The organism is Mesorhizobium sp. NPDC059054 (genome assembly GCF_042739215.1).
Classification (GTDB): domain Bacteria; phylum Pseudomonadota; class Alphaproteobacteria; order Rhizobiales; family Rhizobiaceae; genus Mesorhizobium.
The window spans coordinates 647,820-669,973 of the sequence record NZ_JBHYHV010000003.1; the positions used below are offsets into that span (position 1 = coordinate 647,820).

Genomic DNA, 22,154 nt, shown 5'->3' on the forward strand with positions numbered 1-22,154 from the left:
TTGAAACATCTCACTCATCTGGGCCAACGCGTTCAGGCGATCTGTTCGATCTGTGGAGCGGGTGGCCCGATCTTCTGCGATTTGGAGGCCGCGTCTTCACCAGCCTGCATTTCATCCGAAGCCCTGACCACATGCAGCGGTGTGCGCTCCCCTTCCTTGGCGATGGAACGCAAGCGGGTAAGGACTTCGTCACGCGGCCCGAACAGATGCATGCGGCCGTCGCGCAGGAAAAGCACCTTGTCGGCCTGCGCGAGCGTCGAAGGCCGATGTCCGACGATGATCAAAGTCGTCCCTTGTGCCTTCAACTCGGCGATCGCAGCCGCCAAAGCCGACTCGCCGATCTGATCGAGATTTGCGTTCGGTTCGTCGAGCACGACGATCCTGGGCGATCCGAACACGGCGCGGGCAAGCCCGATGCGCTGGCGCTGCCCTCCCGACAGGCGCGAACCGGCATCGCCGATCGGCGTCTCATAGCCCTGTGGCAGGCGCTGGATCATGTCATGGGCATGCGACAGCATCGCCGCATCGATCACCGCCCGATCCTCGGCCTTGGCCATCCGGGAAATGTTGTCACGCACGCTGCCGGAAAACAGCTCGACGTCCTGCGGCAGGTAACCCATCGCTTCGCCGAGCTGTTCGCTGTTCCAATGCTGCACGTCGGTGCCGTCGAGGCGGACGGTTCCCGAGTTCGGCAGAACGATGCCGGCGATCAGCCGACACAAGGTGCTCTTGCCGCTGGCGGAGGGGCCGATGATGGCGACAGCCTCGCCGGGCTGGAACGCGACGCTCAGATTGTCGATGATGGCGGGCCGGCCGGGCTGGGCAAAGTAGGAGACGTTTTCAAGCGTGATGCGCCCCTCGGGCTCCGGCAGCCGGATCCGGTAAGGCTCGGCACTGACATTCTGCAAGCGCTCGGTCAGGCGCGCATAGGCGATGCGCGTCTGGCCGAGATTGCGCCAGATCGCCATGAGATGCTCGACAGGTGCCAAGGCACGACCGAGCAGGATGGAAGACGCAATCATGACGCCGCCGGTGGCTCCACCCTGCAGCAGCAGATAGGCGCCAAGACCAAGCGTTGCCGACTGGACGAGCAACCGCACGAATTTGGTGATCCCGATGATGGTTGCGCCCCGCTGCGAGGCCAGGCCGGAAGCGCCGAGGAACGCATCGTTGCTGGCACGAAAGCGCTCCAGCAGGCCCGGCAGCATGCCCATCGCACGGACCACCTCGGCATTGCGGATCGCCATGTCGGCATGCTGGAGGGCCTGGATCTGCGAGGTGTTCGCTACCAGGGAAGATTTCCGCGTCACCAGCTCGTTCAGCACGCCGAGGAGGATCAGAAGGATCGTGGCTGCGAGCGCGAACGCGCCGAGCGCCGGGTGCAGCAGCCAGATCAACAGAAGGAAAACCGGCGTCCAGGGCAGATCGAACAATGCTGTGGACGCCTGGGACGACAGGAACGACTGAACCTGACCAAGGTCGCGCAATGGCTGGGTGCCGGCCTGGTCCCCAACCAAGCGAGCGCGCACGCTTCCCGCGATAATGATCGGGCTGAGGCGATCACTCAGCCAGTTCGCGGCGCGCGCCATGATGATGTTGCGCAACATGTCGAGCAGGCCGAGCAGAAGCAACGCGGCACCGGCCATGATCGTCAGCAGCGCCAGTGTTTCCAGATGACCGGTGACCAGCACGCGATCATAGACCTGGAGCATGTAGATGGGCGATGCCAGCATCAGGATGTTGATGGCGAGGCTGAAGACCGCAACGATCACCATCGCGGACTTCACCTGCGCCATCGCGTCGTCCAGTTCCGTCTTTCTTGCTTTGCGAGCCCGCGAACCGACGACCGCCATGATGTTACTCCGTTTTCAGATGGTTCAGGCCAAAAGCGCGGGATCGACGAACAGGTCGTGAGAGACGAAGGTGTTGAACGCGTTGGTTATGGCGGCGTCCGGATTTTGGGTCGTGCGCTCGCCAAGCACCACAAAGGTCGAGCTCTCCATGCCGGGCGCCGTGCTGGCGACCCTGGCAACCCAGTAGGCGAGGCCGCTGACCGTGAGCGACGCCAGGGCTGCCGATACGGCAGCGGGGTTGGAGCGGATAAAGACATCTTCGTCGGTCTGGTAGTCGAAGATCAGGTTGTTGGTGCCGCCCAGCACGCGGAAGGTATCCTGGCCGGCAACACCGCCATCAGAGACGCCATCGCCGAACACCGTCTTCGTACCGGTACCGGTGATCGAAAGGATGTCGGCACCGCTGCCGCCGCGCATCTGGTCGTTGCCGCTGCCACTGATCAACCGGTCGGCGCCGCCGGCACCGACCAGAGTGTTGGTCAGCGCATTGCCGACGAGCAGATCGTTGAAACTCGACCCGGCCAGGTTCTCGATGCCGCTCAGCTGATCGCCCTGCGCATGGCCGCCGACGCCGGTCGCTGCACCGGTATTGTCGAGTTGCACGAAGACACCCGCTGTCGAACCGGAATAGGAAGCGGTATCAACGCCGTCGCCTCCGATCAGCATGTCGGCCCCGCCACCTCCAATAAGATTGTCGTTGCCGGCGCCACCTTCGAGGCGATTTGCGCCCGAAGCTCCGATCAGTTCATCGTTGAATGCAGAACCAACGATGTTCTCCACCGCGACCAGCACGTCGTTTTGCGCATCGCCACCGCTCGACAGCACACCGGACGTCAAGCTGTCGGATAGGATCGCACGCACCGCCGCAGCGGACGTCGAATAGTCGGCGGTGTCGATGCCATCGCCGCCGATCAGGAATTCATTGCCTGTGTTGGCACCACCGCGGAGAAAATCGTTGCCGGCACCACCGTCGAGACGGTTGGTCGAGCCATCGCCGATGAGGGTATCGTCAAAGGCCGAGCCGATCAGATTTTCGATACCGCTCAGGATATCTCCCGCGGCATCGCCACCGCTGGCCGTCGCGCCGGCCAGATTGACCGATACGGCCGCCGACGAGGTGGAATATTCCGCGGTATCGCTGGTGCCCAGGCCACCATCGATACGGTCCGCACCTGCGCCGCCGACGAAGATGTCGTTGAGCTCGCCACCGACCAGAGTGTCGTCGAAAGCCGAGCCGATGATGCGCTCGATCAACTGCAGCTGATCGCCTTCGGCATCGCCGCCGGTACCGGTGCCCATCGCCAGCGGATTGGCTACGGTCGTGTTGAGGTGGATCGTTATCGCTGCCGCCGAAGTGGAATAGTCCGCCGTGTCGACGCCGCCCTGGCCGATCATGGTGTCGGCGCCGCCATTGCCGGTGAATGTGTTGGCATTGGCGTCGCCGACCAGGATGTCGTTCTGCGCGGAACCGACGACGTTCTCGATGCTGATCAGCTGATCGCCCGCCGCCGCGCCGCTGACGGAACCTGTGGCAAGGTTGATGCCGACGGCGCCGCCTTGCGAATAGTTCACTGTGTCGGCACCTGCGCCACCATCCATGTAATCCGCACCGGCATCGCCCTGCAGCATGTCGTCGCCGGCGCCCCCGAGAAGGCGATCGTCGCCCGACGATCCGATCAGCCTGTCATTGCCGTCGCCGCCATCAACCAGATCGTTGCCGTCGCCGGCTTGCAGGTCGTCATCGCCACCTTCGCCGAAGAGCTGGTCGTTGCCGATGGATGCGGCGAGGAAGTCATTGCCGTCACCGCCGTGCATGACATCGTCGCCGAGACTGCCGATCAGCTCGTCATTACCGCTGCCGCCATCCATGAAGTCGTCGCCGTCGCCTGCGGTCAGCAGGTCATCGCCCGAACCGCCATAGAGCGTGTCGTTGCCAAAGCCGCCGATCAGCGTGTCATTGCCGCTGCCGCCGAACAGGCGATCATCACCGAAGCCGCCGTCGAGCGTGTCGTTGCCACCGCCGGGAGCGTCGATCCCATCCGGAATCCCATCGCCGTCGAGATCGTCGGCGATACCGTCCTGGTTGGCGTCATTGGCGCCGTCACCGATCAGAACATCGTTGCCGTCCATGCCACGCAAGAGATCGTCGCCGGCATTGCCGATCAGCTGGTTGTCGAGCTTGTTGCCCGTCAGCGTGTCGTTGAAAGCCGAACCGGTGACATTCTCGATCCCGCTCAATGTGTCCAGCGCGGCGTCTCCGCCCGAGCCCCGCGAGGTGCGCTGCGGATCGAGGGGTAATGCAACCATCACCTTGAGGCTCGAGGCCGAATAGTCAGCCGTATCGATGCCTTCGCCGCCGTTCAGCGTGTCCGCGCCGGCACCACCACGCAGCAGGTCGTTGCCCGCACCGCCGTTGAGGATGTCGTTGCCGGCTCCGCCATCGAGAATGTCGTCGGTCGCAGACGCATTCAGCGTGTCGTTGCCAGCGCCGCCATCCAGATAGTCACCACCAAGGGAGGAACCAGCAACGGTAATGATGTCATTTCCGTCCAGCCCCTCGATGCGAAAGCTGCCGTCCGCCGTCTGGGTGAAATTGTCCGCATTACTGGAAAGCTGGATCAGCACGAAAGGATCAGCTGCCAATGCAGCCAGCCCCGCCGATATGCGTGGCACCGCTGGCGTGGTCGGTACGGGCGCTGATGCTGCCTCATTGGCTGCAGAGGTGATCTTCTGGCTGCCGATCTGACGGGATATCGATATCTTGCGCATCTGAACCTCTCTCCGTCTGCCCTTTTGCGCAGACAGGATTTCTGCGAGGGCACCCGACTGGAGATTAGCGGCGAAGCGGCGCCGGCGGCACAACGCTTAGGTGGAGCTACACTTCAGGCGTAGATCGCACGTCCTTGGTATGATCGGATCGGCGTACCGGACGGCGGAACGAGATCTGTCCTCGCACAGTGGATCCGCAAGACGATGACCGAAACGGGATGGCGCTTTGCCGCGTCACACGAAAAAGGCCCCGCGCGAAGCGGGGCCTTTCGGTCAGGCCGCAGCGATGGGAGGATGCGCTGCAGCCGACTGCGAGGTTGATCAGCCAGCGGCGGCGTAACCGGTCGCCGTGATGCTCGACCATTCGTCTTCCTGAACAGCCACGACGAGATTGAGATCGGTCGCGGTGTCTTCGCCATAAGCCTGGACGTCGATCGCAAACGTGGCTTCGTTGCCCTCGATGTCGACGCAGACATCGATTTCGTGGTCAACGTCGAGATAGCTGTCGACGTCGGAATACAGGTCGAAGTTGACGTCGATGTCCGAGTCGAAATCGTACGAGGCGTCCAGATTCACGTCAGAAGGATCGCAGTAGAAGGTCATGTCACTCTCCTTGTTGCTTTGATAAAGTCCGGTACTCAGGTCCGGCGCACTTGAAGCCTAGGCCTTGTCTCATCGATCATCAAATATTCAAGCGACGTAACATCATTCTCTTGCAGAGTAATACTTTCGATACACCTGATACAATCATACAATTGAAACGCAAATAAACGCCCACCCTAGTTAGGGTGGGCGCCAAAAAGTAATTATACGTCCGATATTCAGCCAAAGACGGCCAGCAGATCACCCAGCTGAAAGATGAGTTGCGCATCCGCCGACGCCGGATTCGTATCGGCGTCCACAGCGATGGCATGCATGATCATGGCCGTTTGCTGCGGCGTGAAGGCGCCCCGCGTCGGCATCGAACCGAACTCGTGATTGTTGGAGAAGAATTCGTCCAGCGTGAGTGTCGAGCGTTCGCCATCCAGGCGCATGGTTACGACAAGGTCGTCCCGGTCGCCTCGATCGCGCTCCATCGAAACGGCTCTCGATCCGGCGCCAAGCAATGTGTCGAGACCTTCGATGGCAAGGCGGTCACCGCCTGCGACCGAGAAATCGGTGATGGTATCGTCGTCGGACGCGCCAACGATCAGATAGGTGTCGGCGCCGGCACCTCCCGTCATGAGGTCATCGCCGTCGCCGGAAGCCAAGCGGAAGACGTCGTTTCCGGCGCCGCCCGAAATGGTGTCGCGGCCGTCGCCACCATCGAGCAGATCATCGCCGATGCCGCCTGCAATCAGGTCGTTGCCGTCACCACCGACAACCAGATCGTCGCCGGCGTCGCCGGACAAGGTGTCTTTGCCATCACCGCCGAACAGCCAATCGTCGCCGTCGCCGCCACCGAGGTTGTCGCGACCCTCGCCGCCAAAGGCGGTGTCGCTGCCGCCGCCACCGCTGATCCTGTCGTCACCCTTGCCGCCGAACAGCCAGTCGTCGCCATCGCCGGCGCGGATGACGTCGTCGCCACGGTCTCCCCGCACCAGCGAGTCGCCATTACCCGTCACGATGGTATCGTCCCATCCGGTGCCGACATATTCTGTATAGGTGACCTCGGCGTCGATTGCCGAAGTGGCGGACACGACGCTCGAAGAATATTGCTCCTCCAGCGCGATCGCGTCAGCCTGAACATCGACGACGCTGTTCTCGCCCTGGGCGGTCACATTCGCATCGAAGGTCGCCAGATTGCCTTGCAAGGATCCGACATCCGATCGGCAGGCTTCAACTGCATCGTCATTGACCTGATGAGCCGGAGCCAGACCGGTTTCGAAAGCAAAGCTGGCGCCGATGGCCGATACGACCGTTTGCTGGCTTGTTCCGTGCATGTCCGAGCCGGTGACGGTCCTGCTGTTGGTGACTGAAATATCGGCGTTGGCCATTGTGACCACGGCAGAAGCCATGGCGAACGGAGATTGATCGCCAGAGGTCTGTGCAGCCGCTTCAGCACCAACCGCTGCGATGGCGAAGGATGCGAGACCACGGTCGATGGTCGTCAGATGGACCTGCGTGTTGGCGAACGTACCTTGCCCGAAGGCATCGGCGCTCACCTGTGCAGAGACGCCGATTGCGCTCTGCGCCGTGACCGTCTTCACCTGCACGGTCTGCGACGGGTGGTTGCCGCAGCCGTGCTGCTGGTGGCTTCTGCTTGAATTCGACGCGCCCATGGCAAGCTCCTCCATTCCACGACAAGCATAGCCCGTGCGGCGGCACCGAGAATGGTTTCATAACGCTGATCGCCTTGATTGCGGCACTACGCCTTTCGGCGGTGCGTCCTTGGAGTGGATGGTGCGTCCAAGGCAGGTCCTTCAATTCCGTGGGCAAACCTTGGAAGACCAGGCGAATGTGTCTGCTCGTCCATCAGTCACACTTTCGATGAGCTCCCTTTGCATGTGAAGCGCCTCACATCGGAGACGTCCTCATTGCGATACCACTGGGTGAAACCGATACGGGAAGAGGGTTCTCGCGGCGCACAGGCAAGCGCCCACAAACCAAGGAGACCAAAATGACTGGGGATGCACAAAAGGCGGTTGTGCTGGTAGTGGATACTCTGGCGCTGAGATGCGCCGGTATCACGACTTTGATCAACGAATGGGTCAGCCCTCTGGGCAAGTCGGCCCATGCGATAGAACCGGAAAATCTCGGTTTCTATTCTCAATCAGGCACCATCGTTTCTCTTATTGTTTTAAACGTAGGCGGCTCATCGCTGCACGATCTGCAGACGCGAACGATGCTGCGCGCCGTGCGGGACCAGTTCCCGACAACGCCATGCGCCATTCTTTCCGACCGAACGGAAGCCGACGAAGCTGTCGGCGCTGTAAGTTTCGGCTTCCAGGCCTTCATTTCAACCACCACGCCGCTGGCCGTGGTTCACCAGGCCCTCGCCTTCATCATGAACGGCGGCGCGTATTTCCCTCGCGAGGCCCTGCTGGAAATTGCGGATGGCAGAGACCGCGCCCGTTATCATCCGAGCGCGACGACAGGCAACAGCCAGCTAACGCCACGCCAGAGCCAGGTTCTCGACCGGCTTCGCTCGGGTAAGTCCAACAAGCTGATCGCACGCGAGCTCGACATGCAGGAATCGACCGTCAAGGTCCATGTCCGCCAGATCATGAGCAAGCTCGGTGCAACAAACCGCACCCAGGTGGCGATCATGGCCTTGATGAAAGGCGATCTGGCCGCGGGCGGACCGGAGCCGGCGATGGCATAGGCGGCAAAGCCGCGCACCGCGAGACGACAAATACGCTTGCAGCCCGCTATCCAAGCCGTGCCGCCGCGCGTAGACTTTCTCGCGGACGAAATGATCAGCGAAACTGGACAATAAACGAAAACAGAATCTCACTTGAACTGAGATCACGCTCGGGGGCACCGATGTTGATGACCAGTCTGGACCAGGAACCAAAACACACGCTGGCGAAATTCGCCCACTATGATCGCGACCTGCTGGACAGGATGTTCGGCGATGCCAAGCCCGAAAGATACGCCGCGGGGCGGCTGCTCTTTCTCCAGGATGATCCATCCGATCGCGTCTACGGTCTGCTAGCAGGATCCGTCGAGATCTCGATCTTCTCCGCCGAAGGCGACAAGCTGGTCGCCAACCTGCAATTCCCGCCGAGCCTGATCGGTGAAATCGGAGTGCTGGACGGGGGCGTCAGAACAGCGACCGCTATCTGCAGGTCGGAATGCTCAATCGTATCGCTGACGCGCAAACAGATGCTCGACCGCATAGACAGGGATCCACTGCTCGGCCGGGCCATCATCGAACTCCTGTGCAAGCGGTTGCGATGGATCAGCGAAGAACTGGGCGACCACACCTTCCTTGCCATAGAGGCCAGGCTTGCCAAGCGCCTGCTGCATTTGAGCGAACGGCTTTCCGATGCCTCCGGCTGGATCGCGATCTCGCAATCGGAACTCGCCCAGACGCTTGGCGCGACACGGGAGTCCGTCAACAAACTTCTCAACGATTGGCGCGGCCGCGGCTTGATCGCCACCAAACGCGGCCACGTCAAGGTGAATGACGCGGCTCGGTTGCGGCGTGTCAGCTCCGACTGACGCCGCGTTCGCAAACGCGCAGACGATTCTCCAACCAGATACTGGAAGAGTTGCCCCATCGCAGGGGCGTAACAGGCCGAAGGTGGTGGCCGACAAACCCGGTCGGTGGCCTGCCCGGAAAGGCAGGCCGCTCAGAGCGCCAAATCCGTGCCACGCCCTCGGCCGGCCGTCCTGTCCCGTGGAGCCAGGCGCGACTTGAGATATTGCAGCGCCGCCCGGCTCGGCATGAAGAAGTAACCACCACCACGCGTGGTGACAAAGGAAGGCAGGTTGGTCAGTTCGATCCCTCCTTCCCAACGAGGGATGGTGAAACGACCCGCGCTGCCGTTCACATCGATCTGCTGATTGCCGATCAAAGGGTCCTTCTCGCCGCGCAGTCCCTGGAAATTCTGCGCCGACATCCAGGTTTGCTGGATGAACTCATACTGCCTTTCAAAGCTGGCGTTGAAGCAGATGAACACCAGGCCTTTTTCCGGCTTGTCACCGGTGTCCAGGGTATAGCTGCGTCCAACCCGCAGGATGCGGTGGCGCTTCGAGATTCTGATCTGGGTATCGATATCGGTGCCGAGCGAATCGCGCGGATTTGAGCGCCTGATATGCGCGCCCAGCGGGCAATGCAGCCCTTGCGGATCTTCCGCGCCATAGGTGAACTGGTTGTCGAGCTCGCGGCCAGGCCCGTCGGGATTGCGAATAAGTGAAGAGCCGTCCTTCCAGCGCCCCACGATGCGAGCCCCGACCCAATCGGCATCGACGGCCCGGTATGCGGCCAGGCCACTGGCGCGCAGATTATCCGCCTCCGCCCGGCAGTAGGTGTTGAAACCTTCGACATCCTGCGCAAGCTGCCGAATGACGACGAAGGAGCCGTTGCGGCCGAAATCATGCACGATGCTTCTGCCATTGACCGGCTTGCCATCGGCATCGATCGCAAGCAGGCGCCCCTCGAGGTCGAACTCGGAAGGCGTCGTCGGGCTGGGAGGATAGTAGCCGTATTCGTCGCGGTAGCCGAAAAGGAATTCGCCGGCGGCGATCTGGTGGATCGGGCTCGAATTGTGGTTCCGCCGGCGCCTTGTACCCTTGATGACCGGCTGGGACACGCCGTCGACGAAACCGAAATGCTCCCGCGCCAATGGCCGTTCGTCCTCGCCATAGGCCGGTGAGGAAACGACCTGTTTCGAACGCTGCGATCCCGCCGATTTCGCGGGCGGAAGCTTGACCGGGCATCCGGGCCCGTCGCGACCGATCCGGAGCGCAATGGTCGCCCTGTCGATGAGGCCCGCCGACCTGGCCAGGTTGGCGATCTCCAGGGCCATTCCGTTCAGCGTTTCCTCGCAATCGGCATAGCAGAGGATGGCAAGGTCGACCGGCGTTTCCCTGGAACCCCACCACCATTTCTCGGGCGCGCTATCGCCTTGGTCGTCCAGGATGCGGCTGCGATATTCATTGGCCATGCCCTGCCGAAAGGTCATCGGGAAGCTGGCAAGCGGATCGCTCCCGGGGCTGCTGGTCAAACCGAGCCTCTTCAGACCATTCGGGCCGAACACGCAGAACATAGCCTTTCCCCCCGGCTTGGTGTCACCGAAACTCGTGTGGCGCACGAGATATTCGAGCACCTGGAGGCGCTGCTCGGTGGTGGAGTTCTTTTCATCGATTTCGAAAGCGAACATCCTGGCAGAGGGGAGGCTGCCGAGCGGGCCGAAAATCAGTGATTGAATCTCGCCGCTTTCCAGGCTTTCGACGGCGGTGTCATCGGACTGATAGAGAAGTTTGCCAAGTGACGACTGCTTCATGCCCTCCTGCCGGGGCAACGAGGTGAACAGGCTCAGCCAGTCACGTGCTTCGCTCGCGCGCGCACTGTGAAGCCCTTGCCGTATCTGCGAATTCTTGCGGATCAGCGTCGTGTTCAGTTTGGGATAGGCGGAATACCAGAAGGAGGTCGGGATCTGTTCGGCTCGCGCCCAGCGCTTGAAACGGTCACCATCGCGGCTGCCGTCGAGGAACAGAAAGCGCGAGCGTGGAAAACCCTTGGTGTTGCTCCAGATGGCGGTGAGGCCGGCAGAAGCCTTGGTGACGAAATCCTCGAGATAGCTTTCCCAGCTGCCACCGTAGTTGCTGAGGAACACCAGCCGGTCGGTGCCGGGAATCCTGACCCAACGCGCGAAATGGATCTGTCCGGTGTCGCCAAGGTGCCCTGGCCGGAAAGCCCATCTGGCCGTGATGGAAATCACGTAGAACGAAAAGCCGAGCAAAAACCATCGCAACAATCCAGGCTTCATCACCGAGACTGCCGTCATGTGGTTCTGTCGGTACCCCAGGGCATCTTCGTTCACCTGCAACTTCGTGAGCGTGTCGAGCTTGATGCCCGCGCTGCTGACTTCTTCCTTGCGCTCGATGCTGCGCAGCCAGAAAGCGACTGCTGCAAACAACGCGCCTGCCGTGATGGTCAGCCCGATCACCGCCAGAATGAAGGAATCGCCGATACGCGCCAGTGTGCGGAACCAGCCGCCGCTGGTATCGAATTGCATCATATAGGTCAGCCACGTGAAGATGCCGACGATGACAGCCAGTGGAATGGCCGTTCGCAAGTTGAAGACGATATGGCGCAATGCCTGCAAGAGGGTACCGCCCGGCTTTTCAAGCATGCTGTCTGCGGGGGCGAAAACCCAGTTGAAATCAGAAGGAAGGTCTTGCCGGACCTTCGCCAGGATCTCCGCCGCCGACAAATTGCCTGGAATCTGCGCTTTCGTGCTTATAAGCGCTGTGAGGTCCTGCTTGAGCCAGGTATTGGCTTCGACGATTTCGGCGACTTTTTCTACCAGTTCCTGTTCGGCCTTGATGCGCGCGACCGAATGGCCGGGCGTGCCGCTGAATACGAGCCCCGCCATGCTGCCGTAACGGGCCGATACGTCGACAGTATGCTTCAGCAAGAACGCTTCAAATGTTCCCTTGAGCGGGTCTGCCGCATAGCGTTCGAAGAGCGGCACGAAATGGCCGTGCACGGCATCGGAGAAAGCCTTTATGACTTGCTGTCTGGTGCCGTCACCCGACAATTCGAGCAAAAGATAGAAGTCCTCGCCCACAGGCTTCCTTGAATCGCCGGTCGGGATGAGGGAAAGGCTGGCAAAGTGGATGGTTCCGGCCTTGTCGAGATCCGCCCTGATCGCGCCACCCGCCGGATTTCCGAGGCCGTCGACATCCTTTTGCAACTGCTTTTGATCGACACCGGCCTGCACCCTCGCACACACCGTGACCAGCGACTGTTCGGTGAGGCGATTTTTAGCCGGGACGTCGAATTCCACCATGAGCCTGTCCGGGTAGGGGCCAAGACGTGTCAGCTTGCCCTCCTTGCCGCGCGCACGCCGAAAGCCCGGCTTTTCAAACAGGGCGCGAAAGGCTTCGGCAATCTGTACGCTGGCAATCGCTGCACCAATGCAGCGATGGATGCCGACGCCGAAGACCATGTTCTCGCTCAGGCTGCGGTCCGGATTGAACGCCCAGGGGTCGTTGACGACGGATTCGTCGAACATCGCCGAGCGTGTGGCGGGAAGGACGGTGACCCCGGCGGGGATGCTGTAGGGGCGGCCCCGCTTGACACCGATCGTCTTGGCTTCGCTGGCATAACGCCAGGGCCAGATCCAGTGCGGCTTGAAGCGCATGGCCTCCAGGATCGCTTTGTCCAGGCGCGTGTTGTCCTTGTCCTTTATGGCCGTCTTGATGTAGTCGAAAATCTCCGGCCGGTTCAGCACCGCGTCCAGGCAGTTGATGCCGCCAAGCAGGTTCGTGGGCGCGAAGCCGACCACCATGCCGACCATGATCGAGCGCACCACCTCGCGGTCCGTCGCCTGCGGATTGGTTTCGTGCACGATCTCCATGACCCGCTTGAACGGATTATCCTTGTCGGATTGCGCCATGCGGACGAGCCGCCCGAGAGGCGTGTCGACCTCATCGCCGAGCTTGATCGCGTCTTCGGCGATGGTGATGGAACGATCGATTGTCGCGAAGAGGCTCGCAGCACCCGCCACAGCCAGCTCGCGCGTGACCGCGTCGGCGCCCCAATCTCCGAACAGGATCTGGTTGATGGAGATGGCCCAGTCGCCGAATTGTCGCGGATCCTCAATATCCAGTCCATAATAATCGCGGCAGATGAGGACCGGAACGATGCGCATCAATTCGCTGGCGGCATCGAACTTCTCACCGGCGTGGTTCACGATCTCCCGCGAACGTTCGACCGCGATTTTGCGCACCCGGGTGTCCACCTCCTCTGGGGGAAAGGCGCTGAGCACCACGGACTTCTGTTCGCGATAGAGTTTCCCGTCCTTCAGGCTGAGAAGAAAATCGAATCCACCGGAAAATTCACGCAGCTCGCGGCCATAAGGCGTTTCGAATTCATCCTGACGCTCGAGAACCTCGCGTACATCCTCGAAGCGTGTGAGAAAGACGACTTTGCCCCAGCGCACGCGCGGAAAGAAGCGCCGGAAGAACCCAAGCCACCAATCGGGATGCTCGAAAGCCCAGGTGAATATCCGTCCCGTAAAGGTCGTCTTGCGCAACCGTTCGCGGTCGAAAGGAGGCGCTTCCTCGCCGAACGGCAATTCAACCTGTCCCTTCAACACCCCGTCATAATATTTGGTCGAGAAGCCCATTCTGACGATCCCCCCAGGAAGGCGCAGAGAAATGCCGGCTATGCTATGGTTCGGCTTGCGCCGGGTAAGTGAACCTCTTCACATTCCCGCCGTGCGGAGCGACATAGGCTCCGGCCTCCACAGGGCTCAGCCGGCGGCGTCGAAATTGTCGAGCAGGCGCTGGTTGATGGAGCCGTCCGCAAAGGGAATCCAGTCGATCCAGCTGCGGTTGAATCTCGGATGCCTGGCCTCGAACAGTTCACGTTCGGCATGCGCCGCCTCGATCTGTCCACTCCGGACGAGCGCCCCGACCTTGAGGAAGCGCGGATAGAAATAGTCCTGGGCAAAAGACAGCGAGCGCTCGGCGGTCGTGATGACGGCGGGCCAATCTTCCATCAGCGTATACGCCGCCGTCAGCTCCCCAAGCGTATGAAACCGATAGTTCTCGAAAGGGGACAGGCGGTCGGCCCGCTTGAGCACGGTGATCGCTTCCTGCGGACGCGACGCCATGAGCCGCGCGCTGCCCATGGCCTGATAGGCCAGAACGAAACTCGGATTGTAGTGAAGCGCCTGTTGCAGGAAATCCAGTGCGACCAGCGGTCGTCGCTTCAGGACTTCAATGGAGCCCAGGAATGCATAGGGGCGGGCGTCCTGACTGTCCACGAGCAGCGCCCGCTGGGAAAGATCGGCAACGCGCGCAAGGTCACCGGGCTCGCCACGGTTGAGCCAGCCGCGCCACAGATACCACCATGCCAATTCGCTGAGCACGGTGCTCGAATTGGGATCTTCGTCGTAAGCCTGCTGGAACAGCTTAAGCGCGGCATCCATATCCGCACGCGTACGCCGTTGCATATGCCAGCGGCCACGCCGCACCAGTTGCCAGGTCTGCAACCGTTCCCATGGAATTTGGAAGGTGCGCACTTGCTCGACGCGGTCGACCTCGCGCTCGAGGGTAGACACGATTTCCCCACCCAGATCGTCCTGGAGCTGGATGAGCTCCTCGAGTCCGCGCTCGAACCGGCCGGACCAGACGACACGGCCGTTGCTGCTGTCGGTGAGCGATGCGCTCAACCGAATGCGTTTGTCGAAGCTGGCAACGGAACCCGTCACCAGATAGCGGGCGCCCAGGAGATTGCCGATCGCGGCAGTCCCCAGCCACTGGTCGCGGAACTGGAAGCTGGAATCGCGCGCGATAACCGGGAGGGAACGCGTTGCTGCAAGTCCGTGGATGATGTCGTCGACGATGCCGTCCGCCAGATAGTCCGTCGACCGATCGGGACTGCTGTTTTGAAACGGCAACACTGCGATGGCCGGCTGATGGTCTTTGGCATCGGCATTGGCTGGCTGGACGATGGATGAGCGAACCGCCGCGAATGCTAGAGACTTCGTTTGACCTGAAGCAGGAGCGGTGACCAGGATCCTGACCGGCAGGGCTATGTTCTTGAGTTGCATCGGGCCGAGATCGGTGAACTCGACCGAAAACCTTCCACTGATATGTTCGTGCGTCGTACCGGTGATGGCGACACCGCCCGGCGGCGAGAATTCCTGCAGCCGCGCCGATATGTTCACACAATCGCCAAAGGTCCCATCTTCGCTCTGGATGACCACGCCTGTCGCCACGCCGATACGGAACGGCATGCGCAGCTTTTCCGTGACGTTTGCATTGAGCTTGTCGAGGCGAAGCTGGGCTTCCAGCATCGATCGCAACGCTTCCACCGGGCTGCCGAACTCCGCCATCAGGCTGTCGCCCGCCGCCCCGAAAATGCGGCCGCCGAACTCACTGACCGTTTCGGCGATCAGATTTCGCCGTTCGTGGAAGATTTTGACGGCTGTTTCCTGATTTTCGTTCATCAGGCGTGAGAAGCCGACCGCGTCGATGGCGCAGATGGTGGAAAGCTGCCGGATCACCTGCTGATCAACCATTCATGTTGATCTCAAAACCTCTAAAGCCGTCAGGCCGACACAAGCCTGGACCGGCTGTCTCAAGGCCGATGGCAGATACTTTGAACCGCAGAACGATTAGAAGTACTTCGCCATTGTCCCCGCTTGGGCAAAGCCAAGGGCAACGCTAGCATGGATTTGGGCACCCGCAAATCATTAGAGTACAAACAACCCCCCGGGCCCGCCTCGGAAATTCGTTCAAGGTCAGTGCCGGGCTGCTGAATTTCGATAAATGAAACGCCCCGCGAAGAAAATCGCCGCGGAGCGTTCCGGAACTTACTCGGCGACGTCGACGCTTTCGAAGCGATGCGAGCCGAGCGGATCCATGACATAGCCCGTTACTTTCTTCGACATCGGCAGCGATACGGTCGAATGGTCGAGTGTGGCCCAGGGCGCCTGTTCTTTGAACAGGACCTGCAGCTCATCATACATCTTGGTGCGCTCGGCCTGATCGGAGGTGACGCGAGCCTTTTGCATCAGCTCCTCGACCGGCTGATAGCACCAGTTGGCGAAATTCGCGCCACCGACACCTGAACAGGCGAAGAAGTAGCTGATCAGATTGTCGGGATCGCCGTTGTCGCTGGTTGCGCCGAGAATGATGGCGCCGTCGCGGTTCTTGTCGCGGGCGCGCTTCACATACTCGCCCCACTCGTAGGAAACGATCTCGACCGTGACCCCGACCTTGGCGAAATCGGCCTGGATCAGCTCTGCGGTCCGCTGCGCATTCGGCATGTAGGGACGGCTGACCGGCATGGCCCAGATCTTCATCTTGAGATCTTTCACACCGGCCGCATCCAGCATCTTCCTGGCGGCTTCAGGATCGTATTTGTCGTCGGCCACGGCATCGTTGTAACCCCACATGCCTGGCGGCAACGGGTTCTTGGCGACCTGGCCGGTACCCTGGAAGATGGCGTCGATGATCGCCTGCTTGTTCATCGCCATGTTGAGCGCACGGCGTACCTCGGCCTTGTCGAAAGGCGGCATCAATGTGTTGTAGGCGAGATAGGCCACGTTCAACCCCGGCTTTTCCATCACCGTGAGATTGGGGTCGGCCTTGAGATCGGCGATGTCGGCGGGCGCCGGATAAGGCGCCATCTGGCATTCTCCCGCCCGCAGGCGCTGCATGCGTGCGGTCGGATCGACCGTAATGGCGAAAACGAGTTCGTCGAGCTTCGGCTTCTCGCCGAAATAGTCGGGATTGGCCTGGAACCGGATGACGGCATCCTGCTGGTAGTCGACAAAGCGGAAGGGACCGGTGCCCACCGGTTGCTGGTTGAGTTTTTCCTTTGTGCCCGCGGCGATGAGCTTGTCGGCATATTCCTTCGACAGAACGGAACCAAAGTCCATCGCAAGCATGGCAAGCAGCGAAGCGGAGGGCTGGTTCAGCGCGATCTTCACTGTGTTGTCGTCGACCTTGACGACGTCCTTGATGAGGTTCTGCATCTCCATGCCTTCGAAGATTTCCCAGCTCGAGCCGGCAATATAGCCGTACCACGGATCGTCCTTGAGGCGCTGGCGATCCAGTGAGAAGATCACATCATCGGCGGTCAGCTCGCGGGTCGGCGTGAAATAGTCGGTGGTCTGGAACTTCACGCCCTTGCGCAGCTTGAACGTGTATTCGAGCTTGTCATCCGAGATCGTCCAGCTTTCGGCCAGGCCCGGGACCACGTTGGTGGTGCCCTGTTCGAATTCGACCAGGCGGCTGTAGATCGGCTTGGATGAGGCATCCCAGGTAGAGTTGGTGGAATAGAGCGCCGGATCGAACCCCTCGGGCGCGCTTTCCGAACAATAGACAAGGCCCTTGGCCAGTGCCTGGCTGGCAAAAAGACCGGACAGGAGGGCGACGGCAACGCCTGCGGCGAGCCTTGCGGCCAGGCGGCCGCGCTGCGGAACAGTCATGATCTTCCCCTTTTTCTCGGTTATTGGCGTTCTTGATTGTTGGCAATCGCGCGATGGCGGCCCATTCGAAGAGCCGCCACCAGACTGTGATCAGTCGGCCCTGCCGGCCGTGGTCTCCAGACCACGACCAGCGCGCCAGACCGCATCCGGTCTGGTCCAGAGAATGTCCGACGTGATGAGTTTGGCGACTTCGCGGGCATGCAGCGCCAGGAATTTCTCACCCTTTTCGGCAGTGCCCTTGCTGGGGAAGCCCCAGGTACCGGTCTGCGGCGCGCGCTCCGAGAAGGAGTAGAAACGCGATGCGCCATGCGGCGCTTCGTTCTGGCCTGCCTGCAGGGCCTCGGCATCCTTGAACTTGTGGGTTTTGACGATATCGCCGGCGATCGCCAGCATGACGGACGCTTCGCCCTCGCAGGCATGTTTCGGGCCATCGTCGGATTCAAACAGCGCCGAGGTTTCCTCCTGCGCCAGGAACCATGGCGTCGTCGCCACGATCGGCATGTCGAACTCCACCGCCAGTTCGCGCACCGCGACGGCCAGCGGGTCGACATTGCCGCCGTGGCCATTGACGATGAGCAGGCGAGTGAAGCCGATCGCCTTGAGTGAACGCACGACCGAGCGCAGCACGCCGTGGTAGGCGGCATAATCCAGCGTGATCGTGCCGCCGAACGGCAGATGATGCTCGCTCATGCCCAGCCAGAGGCCAGGCAGGACGGCAAGCGGCACGTCGTCGGAAACCAGCCGCGCGCCGCGCACGGCGGCAGCCGCAGCACTTGCCGTGTCGGTGATCACAGGCAGATGCGGGCCATGCTGCTCCAACGAACCGACCGGCAGGATGGCCAGTGCATTGCCGCGCTCGGCGATCGCGCGCAGTTCCGGCGCCGTCATGCGCGCCCATTCGACTTCCCGAGCCATGATTTCCTCCTCGGTAGAATTTCGTTTTCCGATCCGCTAAATGATTTTCCTTGTTGCCGATATTGTCAACGGCTATCGTCTCACCGTCGAACTGGACCAACGATTGGGGACTGATGGCCAAGCACCCGAAACTCGGATCGAACCTCAAGGCACTGCGCCAGAAACATGGCTGGAAGCTGAGCGATGTCAGCAGCAAGACCGGCGTGGCGATCTCGACCCTGTCCAAGGTTGAAAACGACCAGATGTCGCTCTCCTACGACAAGCTTCTCCAGATCGGCGAGGGGTTGGGCCTGTCGATGGCCGAACTGGTGGCCGAACCGGAAACTCCAGGCCATCTGCTGACCCGGCGCTCCGTCAATCTTCACGGCGATGGACTGCAGCAGAAAACCCAGAATTACGACTACCTCTACCTCAGCACGGACATCACCAAGAAACGCATGGTGCCGGTGCTGACGCGCATCACCACCCGCTCGCTGGAAGCGTTCGGTCCCCTCATCAAGCATTCCGGCGAAGAATTCCTCTATGTGCTCGAAGGTCCCATCGAAGTGCATACCGAGCACTATGCGCCGGTTCGCCTCGAGAAGGGCGAGAGCATCTACATCGACAGCACCATGGGGCACGCCTATCTCGCCGTCGGTGAAAGCGATGGGCTGGTGCTCGCAGTCTGCTCGAGCGCGCAGCCGGACTTCCAGTCCGCACTGATCGAGATGCTGGATCATTAGAGCGCCGCGCGTCCGCTCAGGAGGCTCCAACACCTTGAATAGGCGCATGACGGGCGGCGGATGCCGCCTTTTCTTTTCGAAAATCGATGTCGATTTTCGCTGTCGCGCGCCGGACCAGCGCTTGACGTGGTTTTCAAATTTTGAAAATGCTTAGCGTATAGGAAACGACTCTCCTGACTGGCGACCGCCGGTACCGAAGGACCGCGACGATGACGACGCAAGAGGCCGAACAAGAGCCGGTGAAAGCCGATGTGTTGATCATCGGCGGCGGCATTGCCGGCGCTTCCGTCGGCTACTGGCTGGCGCCGCATCTGAAGACGGTTCTGCTGGAACGCGAAAGCCAGCCTGGCTACCATTCGACCGGTCGCTCCGCCGCGCTGTTCAGCGAAACCTATGGCACGCGTCAGGTACGTGCCTTGGCTGCGGCGAGCCGCGCCTTTCTCGAAACGCCGCCCGCGGGCTTCGCGGAACATCCGATCCTGACGCCGCGCGGCATGCTCGTCGTGGCTTCCACGGAACAGGAGCACCTTCTTGAGGAACATCAGGAAGCGGTCCGCTCGATCGGCCTTTCCGGCGAACGGCTCGATTTCGAAGGCGCCAAGGCCTGGATCCCGGTGCTGCGGCCGGAAAGCGTCGTTGGCGCCGTGTACAATCCGAATGCCGAGGACATCGACGTGCATGCCCTGCATCAGGGCTATCTGCGCGGGCTGAAACGTGCCGGGAGCACCGTGATCGGCAACGCTGAGGTGACCGCCGCCGAGCGAATAGGCGCCGACTGGCGCGTTGTCGCTTCAGGCAAGGAATACAGCGCGCCGATCGTGATCAACGCGGCTGGCGCCTGGGGCGACGAAATCGGTACCCTGTTCGGCGCCAGACAGATCGGGTTGGAACCACGCCGGCGTACCGCCTTTGTCTTCAACCCGCCAGCCGGTCTCGAGGTGACCCGCTGGCCGATGTTCATCACCGCCGACGAGAGCTGTTACATCAAGCCCGATGCCGGCCTCCTGCTCGGCTCGCCGGCCAATGCCGATCTGATGCCGCCGCAGGACGTTCAGCCCGAAATGGAAGACATCGCGCTCGGTATCCACCGCATCGAGGAATTGACGACGCTTTCCGTGGGCCGCCCGAGCCGCGTGTGGGCAGGGTTGCGTTCCTTTGTCGGCGACGGAGATCTGGTCGGCGGCTTTGACACAAAGGTGCCGGGCCTGTTCTGGCTGGTCGCGCAGGGCGGTTATGGCATCCAGACATCCGCCGCCATGGGTGAGGCCTGCGCTGCCCTGGTGAGCGGCCAGCCGCTGCCGGCACGCATCGCAGATTTCGGGCTCGACAGCGCCATGCTCAGCCCGACACGGCTCAACGGATAGCAAGACCGGAACCAATCCGGCTACGTACCGCTTCGCGGCACATGCAAAAAGCCCGCTTCATCTCGCGTGGAGCGGGCTATTCTTTTTCTACCGCCTGGAGCGCCGCGCGTCCTTCTGGACGCGGTTAGGCACATGACCTCTGAAAATCGATTTCGATTTTCAGAGGTCATGCACTAAACGATCAGCGTGCCGAGAAACCCGGTGGGGTGCGGCCAACGCGTTGCTTACGCGCCGCGTAGCGGGCATCCCGCTTTGCCTTGCGCTCGGCCTCATCGGCCAGAACACGAGCGATGCGTTCGTTCTCATCCGCCTCGCGCAATGCCGCTTCCTCGCGCGCCTTCGCTTCGGCCTCGAGCCTTGCTGCTTCCGCCGCGGCCTCACGCTCCGCCTTCTCGGCGGCTTCACGTGCCAGGCGTTCCTGCTTCAGCCGAGCCTTTTCGGCTTCACGGATAGCGCGTGCTTCCAGGATCGCCTTGCGTTCTGCCTGGCGGGCCAGCACTGCCGGATCGTCTGCTGCCGGTTTTGCCTTGAAGCGCTCCAGGAGCGCCTTCTTTGCCTCGTTCGCGGCATTGCGCCGCTCGAAAATGTCTTTTTCCCTGTAGATAGCCAAGTCCAGTTCCCTGAAATCCATGTGCGGGGCTTACATACGCGCGCGAAAGCAGAGATCAAGCACCAATTCGGTATGCCAGCCATGAATAGAACGCGTATGTTGCAGCGCAACGACATATTAGAGCGCCGCGCGTCTACGCGGACGTGCAAAAGACGCCCTAACACTTCGAATCTGCGCATCGTGCTTTTGGAAAAGCGAAACCGATTTCGCACCAACGCGATAGCAACTGGCCCAATGTCTTGATTTGGCGCTTTGCGAACCTCGCCCTATATGCGGTCCGACCAGCCAGCGGGACACGCTTATGACCGATCTTTCCGTTCTCGACCTCTCACCCGTTGGCGAAGGCAGCACGCCTGGGCAGTCGCTGGCCAATACGCTGGATCTTGCCCGCCATGCCGAACGGCTGGGCTATAAACGCTATTGGCTGGCCGAACATCACAACATGCCGGGCATCGCCAGCGCCGCCACCGCCGTCGTCATCGCCCATGTCGCGGCCGGCACCAGGACCATTCGTGTCGGCGCCGGCGGCATCATGCTGCCCAATCACGCGCCACTGGTGATCGCCGAACAGTTCGGCACGCTGGCTGCCCTGCATCCCGGCCGCATCGATCTCGGTCTCGGCCGCGCACCCGGCACCGACATGATGACGGCACGAGCGCTGCGCCGAAACCTCGATGCCAGCGTCGACAACTTCCCGCGCGACGTCGTCGAACTGATGGCTTATTTCGAACCGGCGGATGAGGGCCAGCGCATCCGCGCGGTACCCGGCGAGGGCGAAGACGTGCCGGTTTGGATCCTTGGCTCCAGTCTTTACGGCGCGCAACTCGCCGCCATGCTCGGCCTGCCCTACGCGTTTGCCTCGCATTTCGCACCGGCGGAGCTCGACCATGCGCTCGAGGTCTATCGCACGCGATTTGAGCCGTCACAGCATCTCGACAAGCCACGCGTCATGCTCGGCCTCAACGTGATTGCAGCACCGACCGATGCGGAGGCACGGCTGCTGTTCACGTCGCTGCAGCAGGCCTTCGTGAACTTGCGCAGTGGTCGGCCGGGCCGGCTGCCGGCACCGGTCGAAAATTATGACCACGATCTCGATCCCGTCGCGCGCACCATGCTGAACCAGGCACTGTCCTGTGCCGTGGTCGGTTCGCAGGAAACGGTGAAGCAAGGTGTCGAAGCCTTCATCGCACGCACTGGCGCCGATGAGCTGATGGTGACCGCGCAGGTCTTCGACCATGCAGCCCGCGTGCGCTCCTTCGAGATGCTTGCCGACATCCATCGCGACCTGTCGAAGGCTGCGTGACGGCCGTTCGGAT

The 22,154-nt window shown here is 61.4% G+C and carries 14 protein-coding genes; 5 read left to right on the forward strand and 9 right to left on the reverse strand.

What is annotated here, in order from left to right:
• Positions 1 to 32 precede the first annotated feature (32 nt).
• From ACFWXH_RS16530 to ACFWXH_RS16545, 4 genes are all read right to left on the reverse strand, one after another.
• Positions 33 to 1,853: a type I secretion system permease/ATPase gene (locus tag ACFWXH_RS16530; protein WP_379121997.1), complete on the reverse strand. Its 1,821-nt coding sequence runs from the start codon at positions 1,851 to 1,853 to the stop codon at positions 33 to 35.
• Positions 1,854 to 1,877: 24 nt separating this feature from the next.
• A complete protein-coding gene (locus tag ACFWXH_RS16535; RefSeq protein ID WP_379121999.1) occupies positions 1,878 to 4,622 on the reverse strand; it encodes a calcium-binding protein in 2,745 nt (914 codons plus the stop codon).
• 321 nt (positions 4,623 to 4,943) lie between these two features.
• Positions 4,944 to 5,225: a hypothetical protein gene (locus tag ACFWXH_RS16540; protein ID WP_379122001.1), complete on the reverse strand. Its 282-nt coding sequence runs from the start codon at positions 5,223 to 5,225 to the stop codon at positions 4,944 to 4,946.
• 218 nt (positions 5,226 to 5,443) lie between these two features.
• Positions 5,444 to 6,883, reverse strand: a complete 1,440-nt coding sequence (locus tag ACFWXH_RS16545; protein WP_379122003.1) for a calcium-binding protein — start codon at positions 6,881 to 6,883, stop codon at positions 5,444 to 5,446.
• 338 nt (positions 6,884 to 7,221) lie between these two features.
• Between ACFWXH_RS16545 and ACFWXH_RS16550 the strand changes: the two genes are divergently transcribed.
• Positions 7,222 to 7,926, forward strand: a complete 705-nt coding sequence (locus tag ACFWXH_RS16550) for a response regulator transcription factor (RefSeq protein ID WP_379122005.1) — start codon at positions 7,222 to 7,224, stop codon at positions 7,924 to 7,926.
• 161 nt (positions 7,927 to 8,087) lie between these two features.
• Entirely contained in the window at positions 8,088 to 8,768 is a 681-nt protein-coding gene (locus tag ACFWXH_RS16555; protein ID WP_379122007.1) for a Crp/Fnr family transcriptional regulator, read from the forward strand.
• Between the two features lie 131 nt (positions 8,769 to 8,899).
• On the opposite strand, the gene ACFWXH_RS16560 is transcribed toward ACFWXH_RS16555, so the two are convergent.
• The 4 genes from ACFWXH_RS16560 to ACFWXH_RS16575 all read right to left on the reverse strand — a co-directional run bounded on the left by ACFWXH_RS16560 (position 8,900) and on the right by ACFWXH_RS16575 (position 18,142).
• The gene (locus ACFWXH_RS16560) at positions 8,900 to 13,408 is read right to left on the reverse strand and encodes a cytochrome P450 (protein ID WP_379122009.1); all 4,509 of its coding nucleotides are present in this window, start codon (positions 13,406 to 13,408) and stop codon (positions 8,900 to 8,902) included.
• Positions 13,409 to 13,534: 126 nt separating this feature from the next.
• Positions 13,535 to 15,310, reverse strand: a complete 1,776-nt coding sequence (locus ACFWXH_RS16565; protein WP_379122011.1) for an adenylate/guanylate cyclase domain-containing protein — start codon at positions 15,308 to 15,310, stop codon at positions 13,535 to 13,537.
• 294 nt (positions 15,311 to 15,604) lie between these two features.
• A complete protein-coding gene (locus ACFWXH_RS16570; protein WP_379122013.1) occupies positions 15,605 to 17,227 on the reverse strand; it encodes an ABC transporter substrate-binding protein in 1,623 nt (540 codons plus the stop codon).
• 90 nt (positions 17,228 to 17,317) lie between these two features.
• Complete coding sequence (locus ACFWXH_RS16575; protein ID WP_379122015.1) at positions 17,318 to 18,142, reverse strand: creatininase family protein; 825 nt, start codon at positions 18,140 to 18,142, stop codon at positions 17,318 to 17,320.
• Between the two features lie 53 nt (positions 18,143 to 18,195).
• On the opposite strand from ACFWXH_RS16575, the gene ACFWXH_RS16580 reads away from it, so the two are divergent.
• Positions 18,196 to 18,864 (forward strand): helix-turn-helix domain-containing protein, encoded by a 669-nt coding sequence (locus tag ACFWXH_RS16580; protein WP_244483427.1) that lies wholly within the window; start codon positions 18,196 to 18,198, stop codon positions 18,862 to 18,864.
• 209 nt (positions 18,865 to 19,073) lie between these two features.
• Positions 19,074 to 20,228 (forward strand): NAD(P)/FAD-dependent oxidoreductase, encoded by a 1,155-nt coding sequence (locus tag ACFWXH_RS16585; RefSeq protein WP_379122017.1) that lies wholly within the window; start codon positions 19,074 to 19,076, stop codon positions 20,226 to 20,228.
• A gap of 181 nt (positions 20,229 to 20,409) precedes the next feature.
• Here ACFWXH_RS16585 and ACFWXH_RS16590 read toward each other — a convergent pair whose 3' ends face one another.
• Positions 20,410 to 20,838 carry a DUF6481 family protein gene (locus ACFWXH_RS16590; RefSeq protein WP_379122019.1) on the reverse strand — a complete coding sequence of 143 codons (429 nt, stop codon included), beginning with the start codon at positions 20,836 to 20,838 and terminating at the stop codon, positions 20,410 to 20,412.
• Positions 20,839 to 21,139: 301 nt separating this feature from the next.
• Between ACFWXH_RS16590 and ACFWXH_RS16595 the strand changes: the two genes are divergently transcribed.
• The gene (locus tag ACFWXH_RS16595) at positions 21,140 to 22,141 is read left to right on the forward strand and encodes an LLM class flavin-dependent oxidoreductase (protein WP_379122021.1); all 1,002 of its coding nucleotides are present in this window, start codon (positions 21,140 to 21,142) and stop codon (positions 22,139 to 22,141) included.
• The last annotated feature ends 13 nt before the right edge of the window (positions 22,142 to 22,154 follow it).